A 16,303-nucleotide genomic window follows, 5' to 3' on the forward strand; every position below is an offset into this window, starting at 1 on the left:
TTTATTCCTGTCGCGGCGAGGCGCGTCACGCGCGCTCGCTCAATGGGAAGATTAAAGCTTCTCGGTTTCGCGCTTCGCCACGACGCGCTTGACCGCGGTGATCGCGGCATGTGTCGCCACGGCGGCGCCGACGACGCCCGCGGCCGCCATGCCGATCTCATCGGCGTTCTTCTCGACGCCGAATTGCCGGATCGTGGAGAGGCGCTCGTAAAACGGCCCCTTGTCCCAGAAGCCTTCTTCCGAACAGCCGATGCAGCCATGGCCGGACTGAATGGGGAAGGACACGCCGCCATTCCAGCGCACGGTGGAGCAGGCGTTGTAGGTCGTCGGACCCTTGCAGCCCATCTTGTAAAGGCAATAGCCTTTGCGCGCCGCCTCGTCGTCCCACTCCTCGACGAACTGTCCCGCGTCGAAATGCGGACGGCGGTAGCATTTGTCGTGGATGCGCTGGGAATAGAACATTTTCGGCCGCCCCTGGCGGTCGAGTTCGGGCAGACGGCCGAAAGTGGTGATGTAAGTGACGACGCCGGTCATCACCTCCGCGATGGGCGGGCAGCCGGGCACTTTGATGATCGGCTTGTTCCTGATGACCTTGTCGATCGGCGTCGCCTGCGTCGGGTTGGGCGCCGCCGCCTGCACGCAGCCCCAGGAGGCGCAGGCGCCCCAGGCGATGATGGCGAAAGCGTCTTCGGCCATCCATTTCAGTTTCTCGACGAAAGGCCTGCCGCCGTCGATGCAGAACATGCCGTCTTCGTTGAGCGGCGGATTGCCTTCGACGGCGAGAATATATTTGCCTTTATATTTTTCCTTCGTCTCCTCGAGGATCGCCTCCGCCTGATGGCCCGCCGCCGCCATGATCGTGTCGTCGTAATCGAGCGAGATCATGGAAAGGACGACGTCCTTCACCAGAGGATGCGCCGAGCGGATGAAGCTCTCCGAGCAACAGGTGCATTCCAGCCCGTGCATCCAGATGACAGGGACGCGCGGGTTGTTTTCCAGCGCATGCGCCATCTTGGCGGCGCCGACCGGGCCGAAGCCGAGGCTCGCGGCCGTCAAGGAACAGAATTTGGTGAAGCTGCGGCGCGTGATCCCCTGGCGCCGGATCACGTCGTAAAAAGACTCGCTGGCGGCCATGCCTCTCCCTCGCATTTCCTCGAAGCGGCGGCTTTCTTCATCCTCAGAGAGGACGCGAACCACTCTACCTCAGTTCCAAAACTGCAAGGAGCACGCCAATCGCCGCAGTCTTCCTCATTGAGAAAATTCAAATTGAAAGCGCGTCGCGACGCTGACATTGCTGTCAAAAAACAGACGGCCGCGTTGCTTTCGCGCCATTTCTGTCGCGTTCGCTCCAAATATGTAAGTCTTTTGCTGCGGCGCACGCGGCCAGGCGCATTAAATTCCGCGTCGCACAATAGTCGCGCAAACGCGACGGTTTCTTTGCGCGACGCCGTTTCTCGATGACGGATCGATCAGTTCATATGCCAGCCATGACTGACGATGACCGACTCGCCGGTCAGCGCGTTCGTCTTAAAGGCGGCGAGCGTCAGGGCGACTTCGGCGACGTCGGCGATCATGGTGAATTGCTTGTCGACGGTTTCGCCCAGCATGACCTCCTTGACGACGCGTTCTTCCGAGATGCCGAGATCGTGGGCCTGCTGGGGAATCTGCTTTTCGACGAGCGGCGTCATGACGAAGCCGGGGCAGATCGTGTTGGCCCGGACATTATATTTGGCCCCTTCCTTCGCCATCACGCGCGCGAGCCCCAATATGCCGTGCTTCGCCGCGACATAAGCCGATTTCAGCGGCGACGCTTCGTGGCTGTGCACCGATCCCATATAAATCAGCGCCCCCGACCTTTGCGGATACATGTATTTCACGCAGGCCTTGGTCGTGAGAAAGGCCCCGTCGAGGTGGATCGCCATGATCTTCTTCCAATCGGCGAAGGGAAACTCTTCGATCGGATGCACGATCTGGATGCCGGCGTTCGAAACGAGAATATCCACCGTTCCAAACGCTTTAGCGGCGGCGTCGACGCCGGCGTTGACCTGCTCTTCGTTCGAAACGTCCATGCCCGCCGCCATGGCGACCGAGGCGTCGCCGATTTCCGCGGCGGCCGCTTTCGCGGCGTCGAGATTGAGATCGGCGATGCAGACGCGACCGCCGGCCTCGACGAAGCGTTTGGCGATCCCATGACCGATGCCGCTCGCGGCCCCCGTGACGACCGCGACTTTGCCGTTCAGATCCATGATGGGCTCCTCAACCGAGATAGTTGTAAACGACCTTGCCGAGACCGAGCGTCAGGTCGGCGAGAATATGCGCGCAGGAGATTATTTCCCGCACCGGCAGGTCCGCGACCGGCGCGAGCGCGTGGGGATGGAGATCGAGCGACGCAGGACCGGTATAAGCGCTCTTCAACGCGACATCTTCGAGACGGTAATCGACGAGTTCGAGAATGCGGGGCGAGCCGTCGACATGCGGAATGATCTTCAGGAGATAATTCGGCACGGCGAGACTTTTCAGCACCTCTCCTTGATCGAGCGGCCGATGCTTGTAGCCCATGACGCCGCGCGCCACGCGGCAGGAGCCGTAATCGAGCACGCCGACGAGCGCGTCGCGTTCGACCGTCAGCGAGGGCTGCGCGAATTTTTTCGGAAAGCCCCACAGCTCGCGGCCGCCATAGATCGGCGGCCCGTCATTGAGATACATTGCATGCGTATATTGCCCGAGCTGGCCGTTGAAGCGGACGGGAATGACCTGGCCCGACTCGCAATAGTCGCCGAAGCCGGTCGAATCGGGCATTCGGATGAATTCATATTTCACGATCGGCTCGACGACCTCGAGCGGCTCCGGAACCACCCGCTCCAGCGCGTCCCGATCCGTGCGATATGTGATGATGAAATATTCGCGATTGAAGAAGCGGTAGGGTCCCGGCGGGAAAGCGGGACTGGTGAGCGGCATGGCGAACGCATTCTTGCGGACGTCGTCGATTTTCATGTTTTCGATCTCCTGTCGTCGTCCTCGAAGAGTTCCTTCGTGCAGTCGAAAACGACGACCTCCTCCACGGGCCGCTTTCTCGAAAGCCACGCCGGGTGTGAAAGCGTCGCGGCGACGTCGGCCGCCCCGGCCTTCCAATGGTCCGTCATCGTCGTGCGGGAGAATTCATAGTCCTTCGATTGTGTCTCATAGGCCGCGCGACGGTGGATGAGCTGCACGATCGTCATGGCGGGCACGTCGCCGAAACCGTCCAGCGCCAGCCAGTCGGGGTCGTTGAGCAGTTCCGGCGGGACCTTTGCGGCGAGGCGTTTGAGCGCCGTGCGCAGATTATGCGCGCGCTTCGAGAGATCGGTGTTCAGTCTGGTTCGGCTGGAATAGCGAATGTCCTTCTCCCGCTGCGCCGCGTCGAGCAGAGTCGAAGGCGCAGGTCCGCGCGCGCCGAAAAGATCGATCTGGAAAACGCAGAGATCGTCCTGCGAATCGCATTTGTCCAAAATGTCCTGCAGAGGCGTATTCGACACGAGACCGCCGTCCCAGTAGAGATCCTTGCCGATTTTGACGGGCGGAAAGCCGGGCGGCAGCGCGCCGCTCGCAAGGATGTGCTCCGGACCGATCTTCATTTCGGCATTGTCGAAATATATGAAATTACCCGTCTGCACGTTGACGGCGCCGACGCTGAGGCGCACATTTCCCGAATTGATCAGGTTGAAATCGACGAGATCGGAAAGCGTGCGGCGCAAAGGCTCCGTGTCGTAATAGCTGAGTTCCGTCGGCGGATAATGCCAGGTCGGCACGGGCGGCGGCATACGGGGAGCAAAAAAGCCCGGCGCGCCGAACGTCGCCGTAAAATTCGCGCTCGCCTCGGCGAAGATCGTCCCCATCAGCCCGTCGAGAAGGAACGGCGCCGGCGCGCGGCTCGTGACCTGCTCCCAGAAAGCGCGCAAGCGCGCGACCCGCTTATCCGGCGGATTGCCGCAGATGATGGCCGCGTTGATCGCGCCGATCGAAATGCCTGCGAACCATTCCGGGCAATAGCCGCCCGTCGAAAGCGCCTCGAAGGCGCCGGCTTGATAGGCCCCAAGCGCGCCGCCGCCTTGAAGAACGAGCGCAATTTTCTCTTTTTTCGACACGATAAGACCCCGCCTTCCGGCGTCTCGCGCCGACACAATGAGTCTTCAAGCGGTTATTATGAGTTCCCATCATTACAGAAAAATCGCTGCCGCGCCGCACAAATATTCGATGGGGGCCGCGCGGGCGGGGACGCGAATCAGGCGATGGAGCGCTCGTCCAGCGCCGCCGATTTGAACAATGCGTAGACGGTCGATCCGGGCTTTAAAGACAGGTCCTCCATGGCGCCTCTCGTGATCGTCGCGAGAAGATAGCTTTTTTCGGCAAGCGCGATCTCGACTATCGCGAGCCGGCCGTCGAAATCGATGGACGCGACCTTTCCCGAAAGGATGCTTCTCGTGCTGATGTCCTTGGGCTCGACGAGAGACAAAACGACGTCCGTCGCTCTCACAATGACGCGGGCGACGCCGCCGGGCGGACCGACCGGCCCGGGCGCCCAGATGGTCCCGGCCGGATGCCGCAAGGCCACGAGCCCATGGAAACTCGGCCGGTCCTCGATTTGCGCCTCGAGAACCGACGAAACGTCGAAGCGATCCTGCGTCGGCATGATTCCAAGACGGCTGAAAGCGGTGGCCGGATCGCCGACGAATTTCACGCGTCCCGCTTCGATCATCACGACGCAGGGCGCGAGGCGCGCCACTTCTTCGACGGCATGCGAGACATAGACGATGGGAATCTTGAAGTCGTCGCGGACGCGCTCGATCAGCGGCAGGATCTCCAGCTTGCGCCGCATGTCGAGCGCGGCGAGGGGCTCGTCGAAGAGCAGCAGTTTCGGACAGGAAAGAAGGGCGCGGCCGATGGCGACGCGCTGGCGCTCTCCGCCGGAGAGACGCGTCGGCGGGCGCGAAAGAAGCGCGCCGACGCCGAGCGTGTCGACCACGGCGTCGAAGTCGATCCGACGCGCATCGCGCGGCGCGAACCATCGGCCGTAAAGCAGGTTCTGCTTGACGCTGAGATGCGGGAAGAGATTGGCGTCCTGAAAGACGAGGCCGATGCGGCGGCGGGAGACCGGGATGAAGATTCCCGCTTCGACGTCGACAAGAGGCTCGCCGTCGAGTCGCACATGGCCCGAATCAGGCCGCATCAGCCCGGCGATGACGCCGAGCGTGACGGATTTTCCCGAACCCGATTGCCCGAAAAGCGCCGTGACGCCGTTCTCGTTTTTGAATGCGACGTCGAGCGAAAAGTCGCCGACTTTCAGCTTGACGTCGACGTCGATCATTCGGCGCTCCCGAGGCGTCTTTCCGCACGCCACTGAATGATTTCGGAAGCGAAAAGGGCGGAGAGGGCGATGATCACGGCGACGAGCGTGAGGCGCATCGCGCTTTCGTCGCCGCCGGGGACTTGCGTGTAGCTGTAGATCGCCGCCGAAATCGTCTGCGTTTCGCCCGGAATGTTCGAGACGAAAGTGATCGTCGCGCCGAATTCGCCGAGCGCTTTCGCGAAGGCGAGGATCGAACCGACAATGACGCCGGGCGTCGCGAGGGGCAGGGTGACCATGAAGAAGGTCCAGAGCCGGTTTGCGCCCAGCGTTTCAGAAGCCAGTTCGAGGCGCCGGTCGATCGACTCGAAGGAGAGCCGCATGGCGCGCACCATCAGCGGGAAGCCCATGACCGCGCAGGCGATTGCCGCCCCCGTCCAGCGGAACGAAAAGATGATCCCGACTTCCGCGAGATAGGAGCCGATCAAGCCCTTTCGTCCAAGGAGCAGCAGCAGCATGAAGCCCGTTACGACGGGGGGCAGAACGAGAGGAAGATGCACGACGCCGTTGAGGAGCGACTTTCCGGGAAACTGCCAGCGCGCGAGAGCGTAAGCCGTGAAGACGCCGAAGGGCAGGCTGGCCAATGTCGCGACGATTGCGATTTTGAGAGAGAGCCGGATCGCCGTCCATTCAGCCGGGGAGAGATCGATCAGGGCCGAGGGATTGAGATCGAGCATGAGAGTCGGAGTTTGCCTTGTCGGCTCGGGGAAATCCGCAGTGCGGCCCCGGCCGGCGAAGGACGCGTCGGCAGGCGCTATATACTGGACGAATATAATCTCTTTGACCAGCCTAAAACTTGGCGAAGGGGCCTTTCGGCCGCCTGTTGGCGTTCGTCAGGCCGAAAAGCGCGCCGCCGAGAGGAAGGAGATCGGCTGCGCGGTCTCGCCCTCGATGGCGAGATCCGCCAGTATTTCCCCCACGACAGAGGCGAATTTGAATCCGTGACCCGAGAATCCGGCCGCGAAGACAAGCTCCGGCGCCGTTGGATGGCGGTCGATGATGAAATCCTCGTCGGGCGTCATCGTATAGATGCAGTGCGAGGTCCGCAGCATTTCGTCCTGGGCGAAGGGCAGGCAGTCGCGCACGAATTGGCGCAGCGGGGCGATTCTCTGCGCGCTTGGCGGCAGGCGATCCTTGTCCTCCGGCGCGGCCAGCGGCTCGAAACGCCGATGTCCGGCGACTTTAATGCTCTCGCCGTCGATTTGGGGAAAGCCGTAATAGAAATCGTCGTCGAGATCGAAGACGAAGCCGGGCGCGCCTTTTTCCGCGGCGTGATCGCTCGTGGCGGGAAACCAGCCGAGCATCATTTTTCGGAGCGTCAGCGGCAGCACCAATTCGCGAAGGAGGCTGGCGCTCCATCCGCCGCCGGCGACGATCAGACGGGCGGCCGTATAGCGCCCGCAAGCGGTGCGCACGACGGCTTGGCGATTTTCGATTGCGAAATCGACGACTGGTTCGTTTTCGCGCAACTCCGCGCCGCGCTTTCGCGCCTCATTGGCGTGAGCCAATACGCATCGCTCGGCGTAAAGGAAACCTGCGCCCGGTTCGAACGCGGCCGCGAAGCCCTCAGGCGGGCGATAGATCGGCCAGCGGCCTATGGCCTGCTCGCGGCTGAACTCTTCGAGCGGAATATCATAAAGACGCCCGCTCGCGCGCGCGCCGTCGAAGACTCTGCTTGCTCCCGGCCGGCCGAAGGTGACGAGTCCGGCGCGTTCGAAGAGCGTGCGCCCGCATTCGAGTTCGAGATTCTCCCAAAGCTCATATGCGCGACGCAGCAGCGGGACATAGCTCGGATTCTCGAAATAGGCCTTTCGAATGAGCCGCGTCTCGCCATGCGAGCTGCCGCGGTCATGAGCGAGATGATACTGATCGAGCCCCAGGACGCGATGGCCGCGCGCGGCGAGATGATAACAGGCTGAGGAGCCCATCGCGCCCAAACCGATGACGATAACGTCGTAAGCGCCGCTCATCCAAAGCTCCCGGTGCATCGCGCGCATCCGGCGACGTGAAGACCGACGCTGGATGCGAAGACGTTTGCACGCGTAAAGCAATCCGTCCATGCGATCCAGGCGGCGCAATTGCGTCCCTCGGCCCCCTGGGGCGCGACGAGCGGCGCCGGTCGACGCGCCCATGACAGCAGGCGCTCGGCGCGCGTCCTTTCGTCGCATCACGCCCCTCCGATGCGCGCTTGACGCGTCGCATCGGCCCAACCTAGCCTTGAAGCGGAACCCAGAGGCGGCGGTGGATCCAAATTCGAAGAGACAGAGCGTTCTCGCGCGACTGACGGCGATCGCGATCGCATGCCTTCTGTTTTTGCAGATGGCGGTCGCCGGCGCCGCGGCGCTCGCGGCCGAATCCGGTTCCGGCGCCGTGAATGGCGCGATCTGCCTGACGCAAGGCGGGGCCGGCGCGGTCGATAGGACGAACCCGTCCCATGACGGGCATCGTCACGGCCTCTGTTGCATCCTGCACGGCGTCGCCCTCGGCGCTCCTCAGGCGAATCGATTCTCCTCTGTCGCGCTTCTTCCGCCGCCGACGGGCGATTTCGTCCGGTCGGCGATTGACGACGCTCCCATGCGCCGCGCGGAGCCCAAAGGCGATCCGCAATCGCCGCGCCCGCCTCCAGCAGACGTTTCCGCTCTTTCCTGACAGCGCCTCGCCGCCGCCGGTCCTTTCGGTCCAGTTGCGCAAGGCGACGGTCGGATGACGCCGCGGCTGTGGAGCGCCGCGCCGCTCGAGCGTTGCCGAGCGTCTCTTCCCGCAATCCTTCGCGAAAGCGATGCGGCTCGTCCGTGCGGTTGGCGTCGTCCCTTCCGAAAGAAGCAGTGTGGGCAATTTTTCCCGCGCGCGAACCGGCTTCTGGAGATTCATCATGAGCATGACAAAAACCGGCGCCGCGGGCGCCGCGAAAGGCGCCGAGCGGATATTGGATCGCAAACCCCTGCTCGTCGGCGTTTTGGCGCTGACAGGCTTCGTCGCCTTCTTGCGTTTCTACGAACAGCTATTTGGCTGGAGCGCGGGGCTTGACTCGTTTTCGCCCGAATATCAGATCTATTGGCTCAATCTGCTCAAAGCGGCCATCGCCCTCGCTTTCGCCGGCGCGGGCGGACTCTTCGGCTATCTCTGGCGCACGCGCGACCGCAAACTGGCCGCGCTCTCGCCCACGGACGAGATGCGCCGGCTTCTCTATCTCATTCAGTGGCTCGTCATTTTCGCGCTTGCGCTGTTTTGGGGCCTGAGCTTTTTCACGGAGCAGACCGCGGTCTGGCACATGACCGCCGTTCGCGACACGGATTTCACCCCAAGCAACATCGTCACCTTTTACGCGTCATATCCGCTTTTCGCGATTATCGGGGCCGGCGCCTTCCTTTACGCGAAGACGCGCCTGCCTCTCTTCGCCAATGGCTACTCGTTGGCTTTCCTCGTCCTTGTCGTAGGCTTGTTCATGACCATCCCGAATGTGGGCTTCAATGAATGGGGTCATACATCGTGGTCGATGGATGAGGGCTTCGCGGGTCCGCTGCATTGGGGCTTCGTCTTCTTCGGATGGATGTCGCTTGGGGTCTTCGGCGTCGTGCTGCTGATCCTCGGCCGGCTGCGGGCGCTTCTCGGCCCTGAACTCGTCGCAGCGTTCGCCGGCCGCTGACCAGGATTGGCGACGCGCGACCAACCCCCGCGCGTCGTCCGGCCGGCGCCCACCCCTCCCTCTCTGGGCGCCGGCCATTCTCTCTCGCGCCGGAACGCGTCCGCCAACCTGATTTCGCAGGCGGGTCCCGGCTGCAAAACCGCTTCGCGCGCTTGCTTGCTCCAGCGCGTGGGGGACCCCCAGCAACTTCTCCCCGTTCGAGATTTCTCGGACGGGGCTTTTCGCTTGATGAATGAGGCCGCGCGCCTGTCGATCCGCATCAGATATTTCCAAGGATCGGCGTTTGCGGCAGGGCAATGGAGCTGGCGTGCGTTGGGAAGCGGATCGGTTCTGGGGTTGCCTGTCATCGTCGCCGCGATTACGGCGCATATTGGCGCGTTCGTCCTGATGGCGCGAATGTTTCCGCGCGAACTGCGCAAAAAGGCGCGCAAGCGGCGCTGGCGATTGCTCGGCGCCATGGAGGCGATGAACGGCGCGATTCTCTTCGGGCTGACAGCGGCCTTTCTCTTCGCCTCGGCGCCGTCGGCGCGCCCGGACCGGGAGAGCTAGAAGGTTGAGGAGAACGGCTATTTACGGTTGCACGGCGGCGCCCTGCTTGCTACGCCTGCGTTAAGAATCGCTTAACGCCTTATTGCGCGGGCCGGGTCGCTTATGCCAGTGAGATTCGACATTCGCGATTCCGTCCGTGTTTTTTTGAGCGCCTCGCCTCCCGAGATGGCGCGCGAGGCGACTGTCCGCAGCCCCGTGGCAGGCGTGGGACGGTTCAGTCGGAGAGACGCGCTGAGAGGCTTTCTCGGCGTCGCCGGCGCATCCCTGGCGGGATGCATGACGGGACCGGATTTTACCCCGCCCGTCGCCCCCGTCGCCGACAAATGGCTGGAATGGCGCAGCAAGAGCCTGAAATCCGCGGAGACGCCGGCCGATTGGTGGCGCCTCTTCCGCGATCCGGTTCTCAATCGGCTGATTGAAACCGCTTACTCCCAGAACCTCACTCTGCTGAGCGCGGGGACGAAGGTCCTGGAGGCCCGCGCGGAGCTCGGGGTCGCCATCGGCGAGTTCTATCCACAGATGCAGACCGCCTCCGCCGCGGTGAATTACGACCGCGCGAGCAATGCGACGCCGGCGTCCCAGGGCGGCAACTCCATGGCGCTCGGCAATTTCTGGGCGGACCGATGGCTCGTGCAATCGTCCTGGGAAATCGACCTCTGGGGCAAATTCCGGCGCGGAATCGAATCGGCGGACGCCGCTTATCTCGGGTCGATCGCGTCCTATGACGACGTGCTCGTGACGCTGCTTTCGGATGTCGCGAGCGCCTATATCGGCATCCGCACGCTCGAGCGTCAGATCGCCATTGCGCGCGCCAATGTCGCGCGGCAGCGCGAATCTGTGCGAATTGCGAGGACGCGCTTCGAGGGCGGCGCCTCGACGCTTCTGGACGTGCATCAGGCCCAGAACGTGCTCGCCTCGACCGAGGCGACGATCCCGCGGCTGATGATTCAGCTCAAGCACGGAATGAACGCGCTGCGCGTCCTCCTTGGAATGGCTCCGGAGCCGCTCGGTTTCCTGCTCGCGCGCGGCGCGGCGAAAATTCCGTTCGCCCCTCCGCGCGCGGCCGTCGGCATTCCCGCCGACCTTCTGCGCCGGCGGCCCGACATACGCGTCGCGGAGCTGCGCGCAGCGGCGCAAAGCGCGCAGATCGGCGTCGCGCAGGCGGAGCTCTATCCGGCGATCAGCATCAGTGGGGCCTTTGGCGGCCAGGCCAGCAATGTCGGCCACAATCTGGGGCAGATGGTTCAGCCGATGGGTCGCGCATTCGCGATCGGCCCATCCTTTAAATGGAACCTTCTGAACTACGGCCAGATTGCGAATAACGTCCGCCTGCAGGACGCGACGCTGCAGCAATATCTGATCGACTATCAGAATCAGGTCCTGAAAGCGCAGCAGGAAGTCGAGAACGGCGTCGCGACCTATCTCCTTTCTGCGTCCGAGGCCGCCTATCTGCGCAAGAGCGTGACGGAGGCCAAGGGCGCCCTGGAGATCGCGACGCTCGAATATCAGCAGGGCACGCGCGACTTCACGACAGTGCTCACCGCTGAGCAGAACCTTCTGGCGGCGGAAAACAGCCTTGCGACGGCGACGGGAAATATCTCGATCGGCCTCGTTTCGCTCTATAGGGCGCTGGGCGGCGGCTGGCAGATTCGGGAGGGCAAGCCCTTCGTCGACGCCGCGACCGTGCAGGAAATGCGCGATCGGACGAATTGGGGAAATCTCCTGCCCGACGCCGCGCAGCCCGGATTCGAAACGCCGGGCCTGCCATCCGCGCAGGACGTCGATTCGAGCATCAAACTACCCGAATGGTAAGGCGAGGGAGCGCTGCCGGCTCATGAGCAAGAAGGCGTCGTGACATGTGGAAGGGACTCCTTTCTTTGACGCTCCCGTCCTGCGCGCGCGGCGCGGCGGTTCTCGCCTGCGTCATGGCGTTTCCAGAGGCGAGCCTCGCCGAATCTTTCCTTGGAAAGCTTTTCGGCGGCAGGGAAGCGGCGACAGCTACGGCCGCGGAAAAGAGTCTCGCCGACGGCGGTCGGAAAAGCCCGGCGTCGGCAGACCCAGCCCTTCCCGTCATTCCCGTGGCGTCGCCGATCCGGCAGAAAGTCACCGAATATATCGAACTCACGGGCAACGCCTCGCCGACCAACATCGTCAACCTGATCGCGCGCGTCGAGGGCTATCTCACCAAGATCCACTTCCAGGATGGGCAGATCGTCAAAAAGGGCGATCTGCTGTTCACGATTCAGCAGGATCAATACAGGTCCCAGCTCATTCAGGCCGAGGCGCAGGTGCGCGCGCAGGAAGCCGCGCTCGCTTATGCGCGGATTGAGGTCGAGCGCTATACCGGACTTCGCCGCAAGGGCGCCGCCGCGCAGGTCATCGTCGACAACTGGAATTTCCAGGCGAAAAAGTCCGAAGCCGAACTCGCCTCCGCGAAGGCGCAGGTCGAGATCGCCAGGCTCAATCTCGATTACACGCAGGTGCGCGCGCCCTTCGACGGCCAGATGGGCAAGCACCAGATCGATCCGGGAAACACGGTCGGCGGCATGGGGCAGCCCACCGTCCTCGCGGAGATCATTCAGCTCGATCCCATTTATGTCGTCGCGAATCTGAGCGAACAGGAGGTGCAGAGAGTTCGAAAGGCGCTTGGCGACCGGCGTGTCACGCTCGCCGAAATCCACGATTATCCGGTCGATGTCGGGCTCGAGGCGGGGCAGGATTATCCCTTGCACGGCCACATCCAATATGTGGCGCCGGCGATCGACCCCAAAACCGGCACGATGCTGGTGCGCGGAATTCTGCAGAACGCCGATCATCGTTTGCTTCCGGGCTTCTTCGTCCGCATTCGGCTGCCCGCCGGAAAAGTCATTCCGAACGCGCTGCTCGTTCCCAATCGCTCGGTTCAGACCGATCAGGGCGGGCGCTATGTCGTCGTCGCAAACAAGGACGACCTTCTCGAGAAGCGCTATGTCGACATGGGCGATCTGCAGGGCGAGATGCGCGTCATTCTTTCCGGCCTCACGCCTGACGATCGGGTCGTGGTCGCCGATCTTTGGCGCGCGACGCCGGGGCTCAAGATCACGCCGCGTCTGGCGGGCGACGGCGAGGACGCCCGGCCATGATGTCGAAATTCTTCATCGAGCGGCCGGTACTCGCCAATGTCATCGCCATTCTTCTGGTGGTCATTGGCGGCGTCGCGCTCTTCAACCTGCCGATTTCGCAATATCCAAACATCGTGCCCCCGACCGTTCAGGTCACGGCGCGCTATCCCGGCGCGAGCCCGCAGACGGTGATCGATACGGTCGCGCTGCCCATCGAGTTGCAGGTCAACGGCGTCGACGGCATGCTTTATATGCAGTCGACGAGCGCCTCGGACGGAACCTACGCGCTGACAGTGACTTTCAAGATCGGAATGGATCCGGACACCGCGCAGGTATTGGTTCAAAATCGCGTCTCCAACGCCCTCGCCTCGCTTCCAGCGGCGGTTCAGGCGCAGGGCGTCTCGGTCAACAAAAAATCGACCGCGATACTGCAGATCATTACGCTGACGGCGCCCAACGGAACGCATGACGCGATCTTCCTCAGCAATTACGCGACCATCAATCTCGTCAACGAGCTTTCGCGCCTGCCGGGCGTCGGCAACGTCAATGTCTTCGGCTCCGGCAAATACGCCATGCGCGTCTGGATGGATCCCGAAAAGCTGCACGCTTTCGGGCTGCAGCCGTCCGATGTCGTGAAGGCGATCCAGCAGCAGAGCCAGATCGTCGCCTCCGGCCAGACCGGCATGCCTCCGGCGCCGGGCTCTCAGGATTTCCAATATACGATCGACATTCAGTCGCGCCTCGACGACCCTTCCGAATTCGCCAATATCATCGTCAAGGCGCAGACGGCGCAGGGCGGCCGGCTCGTCCGCGTGAAGGACATTGGCCGCATCGAGCTGGGATCGCAAAATTACTCCCAGCAAACCTTTGTCGACGGAAAGCCGGCGGCGCTCATCGCGATCTATCAGACGCCCGACGCCAATTCGATCCAGGTCGGCAAGGAAGTCGGCGCCAAGATGGAGGAGCTCTCGCGCCGTTTTCCCTCTGATCTCGTCTATGGAATTCCCTACAATACGACGATCTTCGTGAAGGCGTCGATCGACGAAGTCTATCACACGCTCTACGAAGCGGGCTTTCTCGTCCTCGTCGTCATTCTCTTCTTTCTGCAAAATTTCCGCGCGACCTTGGTGCCGGCGACGACCGTGCCGATCACTATTATCGGCGCCTTCGCGGCCATGGCGGGCCTCGGCTATACGGTCAATCTCTCGACGCTGTTCGGCATCGTGCTCGCGATCGGCATCGTCGTCGACGACGCGATCGTCATCACCGAAGCCGTCTCGGCGGATATCGAACGCGGCATGTCGAGCCACGACGCCGCGATCAAGGCGATGTCGGAGCTGATGGGTCCGATCATCGGCATCACCCTCGTCCTGATGGCCGTGTTTCTTCCCGCGGCCTTCCTTCCCGGCCTGACCGGCAGGATGCTCGCTCAATTTGCGGTGGTTATCGCGGCGACGGCGCTCATCAGCGCCATCAACGCCGCCACGCTGAAGCCGACTCAATGCGCTCTCTGGCTGCGTCCCGCCGTGCCGCCGGAAGAGCGCAACGCCGTCTATCGCAGCTTCAACGCAATCTATAATCCGCTGGAAGCCGCCTATACGCGTCTGGTCGAGCGCCTCGTCGAACATAGCCGCCTCGTCGTGATCGCCGGCCTGATCACCTCGGTGATCGGCGTCATCGGCATTGCGCGTTTGCCGACCGCCTTCATTCCAAATGAGGATCAGGGCTTCGCGATGACCGCCGTTCAGTTGCCCGAGGGCGCGGCGCTCGGTCGGACGATCAATGTGCTCAAACAGGCGGGAGACATTGCGCTGGCGACCCCGGGGGTGAAAAAAATCATCACCATCGCGGGCATTTCAGTGCTCGACAACAGCGCGACTCTCGCCAATGCCGGCGTCAATTACGTCATTTTCGACGATTGGGAGGAGCGCGGGAAAAAGAAGGGCGAGGATCTTCTCTCGCTCGTCATGGGCCTCCAGAAGAAAGTGGAGCAGATCCCGGAGGGCCGCGCCTTCATGCTGGCGCCGCCGCCGATCCAGGGCATCGGCAATGCCGGCGGTTTCCAGATGCAGCTCGAATTGCTCGGCGGCAGTTTCAGCTATCCGCGCCTCGCGGAAGGCGCCAATGGCGTCGTCGGCGCCGCGCAGGACAGTCCTGTCATGCAGCGCGTCCTGACGACTTTTCGTGAAGCGGCGCCGCATGTGGAAATGCAAGTCGACCGCGTCCAGGCGGAGACGTTGCGCGTGCCGGTCGGCGACGTCTTCTCCACGCTGACCTCCTATGTCGGATCGACCTATGTCAACCAATTCGTTAAATTCGGGCTGCCTCTGCAAGTCTATGTGCAGGCCGACTCCCGCTACCGTCTGCAGCCGGACGATCTGCTGAGCATGTATGTCCGCAGCCAGGACGGCAATATGATCCCGCTCAGCACGCTCGCGCGATTGAAGGAAACGAGCGCGCCGCCTCTGATCACGCTTTACAATCTTTACCCGTCGGCGACGATCGTCGGTTCGCCCATGCGCGGCTTCAGTTCGGGGCAGGCGATGGGGGAGATGGAGTCTCTCGCCAAGAAGCGCCTGCCGAACGACATCGCTTTCGAGTGGAGCGCCATCTCCTATCAGGAGAAGATCACCGGCAATCTGCTCTATTGGGCGTTCGGCCTCTCCGTCCTGCTCGTCTATCTCGTGCTCGCGGGCCAGTACGAAAGCTGGATTCTTCCGCTCGCGGTCATCGCCGCTGTGCCGCTCGCGCTGATCGGCCCGATGCTGACGCTGACCGGCCTTGGCGTCGACAATAATCTCTATGTGCAGATCGGCCTCATGCTGCTCATCGCGCTTTCCGCGAAAAACGGCATTCTCATCGTCGAGGTTGCGCGCGAGCATCGCATATTCGGCGGAAAACCCATCATTGAGGCGGCGATCGACGCCGCTCGGATTCGTTTCCGTCCCATTTTGATGACGTCCTTCGCTTTCATTCTTGGCGTCGTGCCGCTCGCCATCGCGACCGGAGCGGGCGCCAATGCGCGCCGCTCGCTCGGGATCAGCGTGCTCACGGGCATGCTTTCCTCGACCTGTCTCGCCGTTCTCTTCGTTCCGGCCTTTTTCGTCGTATTGCAGCAATTCGACGAAGCCTGGAAGCGGAGGAAGCAAAGCGCCGGAGCGGCGGGCGCCGGAGCTCCGCCGAGCGCGGCCGAGGCCGAAGCGGTCGGCGGCAGCGTCGTCGCGCCGCCTACCGGCGAATGAGAGCGGCGTTCAGGCCGCAGGGCCTCGCTTGCGACTGCGACAGTGCGGCCTGTTCCTCCGTCTCCGTCCCTTCCGCCGTCACCGCCATATCCAGAGCCCGTTGGCCAGATAGACGGCGCCGGCGACGAGCGCGCCGGCTTTCTTGTCCATGGCGATCCCGGCTGGCGAGTGATTTGTCGATCTTGATCCTGTCGATCAACCGGCGGACATCCTCTCATTTTTGACTAAGAAAGGCGTTGCGAACGCAAGAAATCCGGCCTTGAACGGAGCCGCAATCGTCGCCCTGTCTACATAAGCTTACGCCGGCAAATGCATTATCGCCGATATCTCTTCTCTTTGCTCAAGGTCGCCCTAGTTACGACCGCATCGCGAAACGAGCTGC

The 16,303-nt window shown here is 62.6% G+C and carries 13 protein-coding genes; 6 read left to right on the forward strand and 7 right to left on the reverse strand.

Annotated features, from left to right (window positions below; all coding sequences use genetic code 11):
* Positions 1–51 precede the first annotated feature (51 nt).
* The 7 genes from MMG94_RS15220 to solA all read right to left on the reverse strand — a co-directional run bounded on the left by MMG94_RS15220 (position 52) and on the right by solA (position 7,353).
* Positions 52–1,134, reverse strand: a complete 1,083-nt coding sequence (locus MMG94_RS15220) for a hydrogenase small subunit (RefSeq protein ID WP_016919627.1) — start codon at positions 1,132–1,134, stop codon at positions 52–54.
* Between the two features lie 335 nt (positions 1,135–1,469).
* Positions 1,470–2,246 (reverse strand): 3-hydroxybutyrate dehydrogenase, encoded by a 777-nt coding sequence (locus tag MMG94_RS15225; protein ID WP_016919628.1) that lies wholly within the window; start codon positions 2,244–2,246, stop codon positions 1,470–1,472.
* A gap of 10 nt (positions 2,247–2,256) precedes the next feature.
* Positions 2,257–2,994, reverse strand: coding sequence for an acetoacetate decarboxylase (locus MMG94_RS15230; RefSeq protein WP_016919629.1), 738 nt, complete (start codon positions 2,992–2,994; stop codon positions 2,257–2,259).
* Positions 2,991–4,124: a DUF3734 domain-containing protein gene (locus MMG94_RS15235; protein ID WP_016919630.1), complete on the reverse strand. Its 1,134-nt coding sequence runs from the start codon at positions 4,122–4,124 to the stop codon at positions 2,991–2,993. The genes MMG94_RS15230 and MMG94_RS15235 overlap by 4 nt, the downstream gene beginning before the upstream one ends.
* Positions 4,125–4,261: 137 nt before the next feature.
* Complete coding sequence (gene modC / locus MMG94_RS15240; RefSeq protein WP_016919631.1) at positions 4,262–5,344, reverse strand: molybdenum ABC transporter ATP-binding protein; 1,083 nt, start codon at positions 5,342–5,344, stop codon at positions 4,262–4,264.
* Positions 5,341–6,060, reverse strand: a complete 720-nt coding sequence (gene modB, locus MMG94_RS15245; RefSeq protein WP_016919632.1) for a molybdate ABC transporter permease subunit — start codon at positions 6,058–6,060, stop codon at positions 5,341–5,343. The genes modC and modB overlap by 4 nt, the downstream gene beginning before the upstream one ends.
* A 156-nt stretch (positions 6,061–6,216) precedes the next feature.
* Positions 6,217–7,353, reverse strand: coding sequence for an N-methyl-L-tryptophan oxidase (solA, locus tag MMG94_RS15250; RefSeq protein ID WP_026016196.1), 1,137 nt, complete (start codon positions 7,351–7,353; stop codon positions 6,217–6,219).
* Between the two features lie 271 nt (positions 7,354–7,624).
* On the opposite strand from solA, the gene MMG94_RS15255 reads away from it, so the two are divergent.
* The 6 genes from MMG94_RS15255 (at position 7,625) to MMG94_RS15280 (ending at position 15,921) form a co-directional block, all read left to right on the forward strand.
* Entirely contained in the window at positions 7,625–8,032 is a 408-nt protein-coding gene (locus tag MMG94_RS15255) for a hypothetical protein (protein WP_154419681.1), read from the forward strand.
* A gap of 223 nt (positions 8,033–8,255) precedes the next feature.
* Positions 8,256–9,029 carry a methane monooxygenase/ammonia monooxygenase subunit C gene (locus MMG94_RS15260; RefSeq protein ID WP_026016198.1) on the forward strand — a complete coding sequence of 258 codons (774 nt, stop codon included), beginning with the start codon at positions 8,256–8,258 and terminating at the stop codon, positions 9,027–9,029.
* 228 nt (positions 9,030–9,257) lie between these two features.
* Positions 9,258–9,578: a hypothetical protein gene (locus MMG94_RS15265; RefSeq protein WP_154419680.1), complete on the forward strand. Its 321-nt coding sequence runs from the start codon at positions 9,258–9,260 to the stop codon at positions 9,576–9,578.
* A gap of 276 nt (positions 9,579–9,854) precedes the next feature.
* Complete coding sequence (locus MMG94_RS15270) at positions 9,855–11,390, forward strand: efflux transporter outer membrane subunit (protein WP_244415297.1); 1,536 nt, start codon at positions 9,855–9,857, stop codon at positions 11,388–11,390.
* A gap of 44 nt (positions 11,391–11,434) precedes the next feature.
* On the forward strand, positions 11,435–12,700 hold the full coding sequence (locus MMG94_RS15275; RefSeq protein ID WP_016919638.1) for an efflux RND transporter periplasmic adaptor subunit: 1,266 nt from the start codon (positions 11,435–11,437) through the stop codon (positions 12,698–12,700).
* The gene (locus tag MMG94_RS15280) at positions 12,697–15,921 is read left to right on the forward strand and encodes an efflux RND transporter permease subunit (RefSeq protein WP_020372436.1); all 3,225 of its coding nucleotides are present in this window, start codon (positions 12,697–12,699) and stop codon (positions 15,919–15,921) included. The genes MMG94_RS15275 and MMG94_RS15280 overlap by 4 nt, the downstream gene beginning before the upstream one ends.
* The last annotated feature ends 382 nt before the right edge of the window (positions 15,922–16,303 follow it).

This window comes from Methylocystis parvus OBBP (assembly GCF_027571405.1).
Lineage (GTDB): Bacteria > Pseudomonadota > Alphaproteobacteria > Rhizobiales > Beijerinckiaceae > Methylocystis > Methylocystis parva.

What these genes read in the sequence shown, in the direction of transcription:
- MMG94_RS15220 (WP_016919627.1), bottom strand. Translation starts at nt 1,134, where the DNA reads ATGGCCGCCAGCGAGTCTTTTTACGACGTGATCCGGCGCCAGGGGATC.
- MMG94_RS15225 (WP_016919628.1), bottom strand. Translation starts at nt 2,246, where the DNA reads ATGGATCTGAACGGCAAAGTCGCGGTCGTCACGGGGGCCGCGAGCGGC.
- MMG94_RS15230 (WP_016919629.1), bottom strand. Translation starts at nt 2,994, where the DNA reads ATGAAAATCGACGACGTCCGCAAGAATGCGTTCGCCATGCCGCTCACC.
- modC (WP_016919631.1), bottom strand. Translation starts at nt 5,344, where the DNA reads ATGATCGACGTCGACGTCAAGCTGAAAGTCGGCGACTTTTCGCTCGAC.
- modB (WP_016919632.1), bottom strand. Translation starts at nt 6,060, where the DNA reads ATGCTCGATCTCAATCCCTCGGCCCTGATCGATCTCTCCCCGGCTGAA.
- solA (WP_026016196.1), bottom strand. Translation starts at nt 7,353, where the DNA reads ATGAGCGGCGCTTACGACGTTATCGTCATCGGTTTGGGCGCGATGGGC.
- MMG94_RS15260 (WP_026016198.1), top strand. Translation starts at nt 8,256, where the DNA reads ATGAGCATGACAAAAACCGGCGCCGCGGGCGCCGCGAAAGGCGCCGAG.
- MMG94_RS15265 (WP_154419680.1), top strand. Translation starts at nt 9,258, where the DNA reads ATGAATGAGGCCGCGCGCCTGTCGATCCGCATCAGATATTTCCAAGGA.
- MMG94_RS15270 (WP_244415297.1), top strand. Translation starts at nt 9,855, where the DNA reads ATGACGGGACCGGATTTTACCCCGCCCGTCGCCCCCGTCGCCGACAAA.
- MMG94_RS15275 (WP_016919638.1), top strand. Translation starts at nt 11,435, where the DNA reads ATGTGGAAGGGACTCCTTTCTTTGACGCTCCCGTCCTGCGCGCGCGGC.
- MMG94_RS15280 (WP_020372436.1), top strand. Translation starts at nt 12,697, where the DNA reads ATGATGTCGAAATTCTTCATCGAGCGGCCGGTACTCGCCAATGTCATC.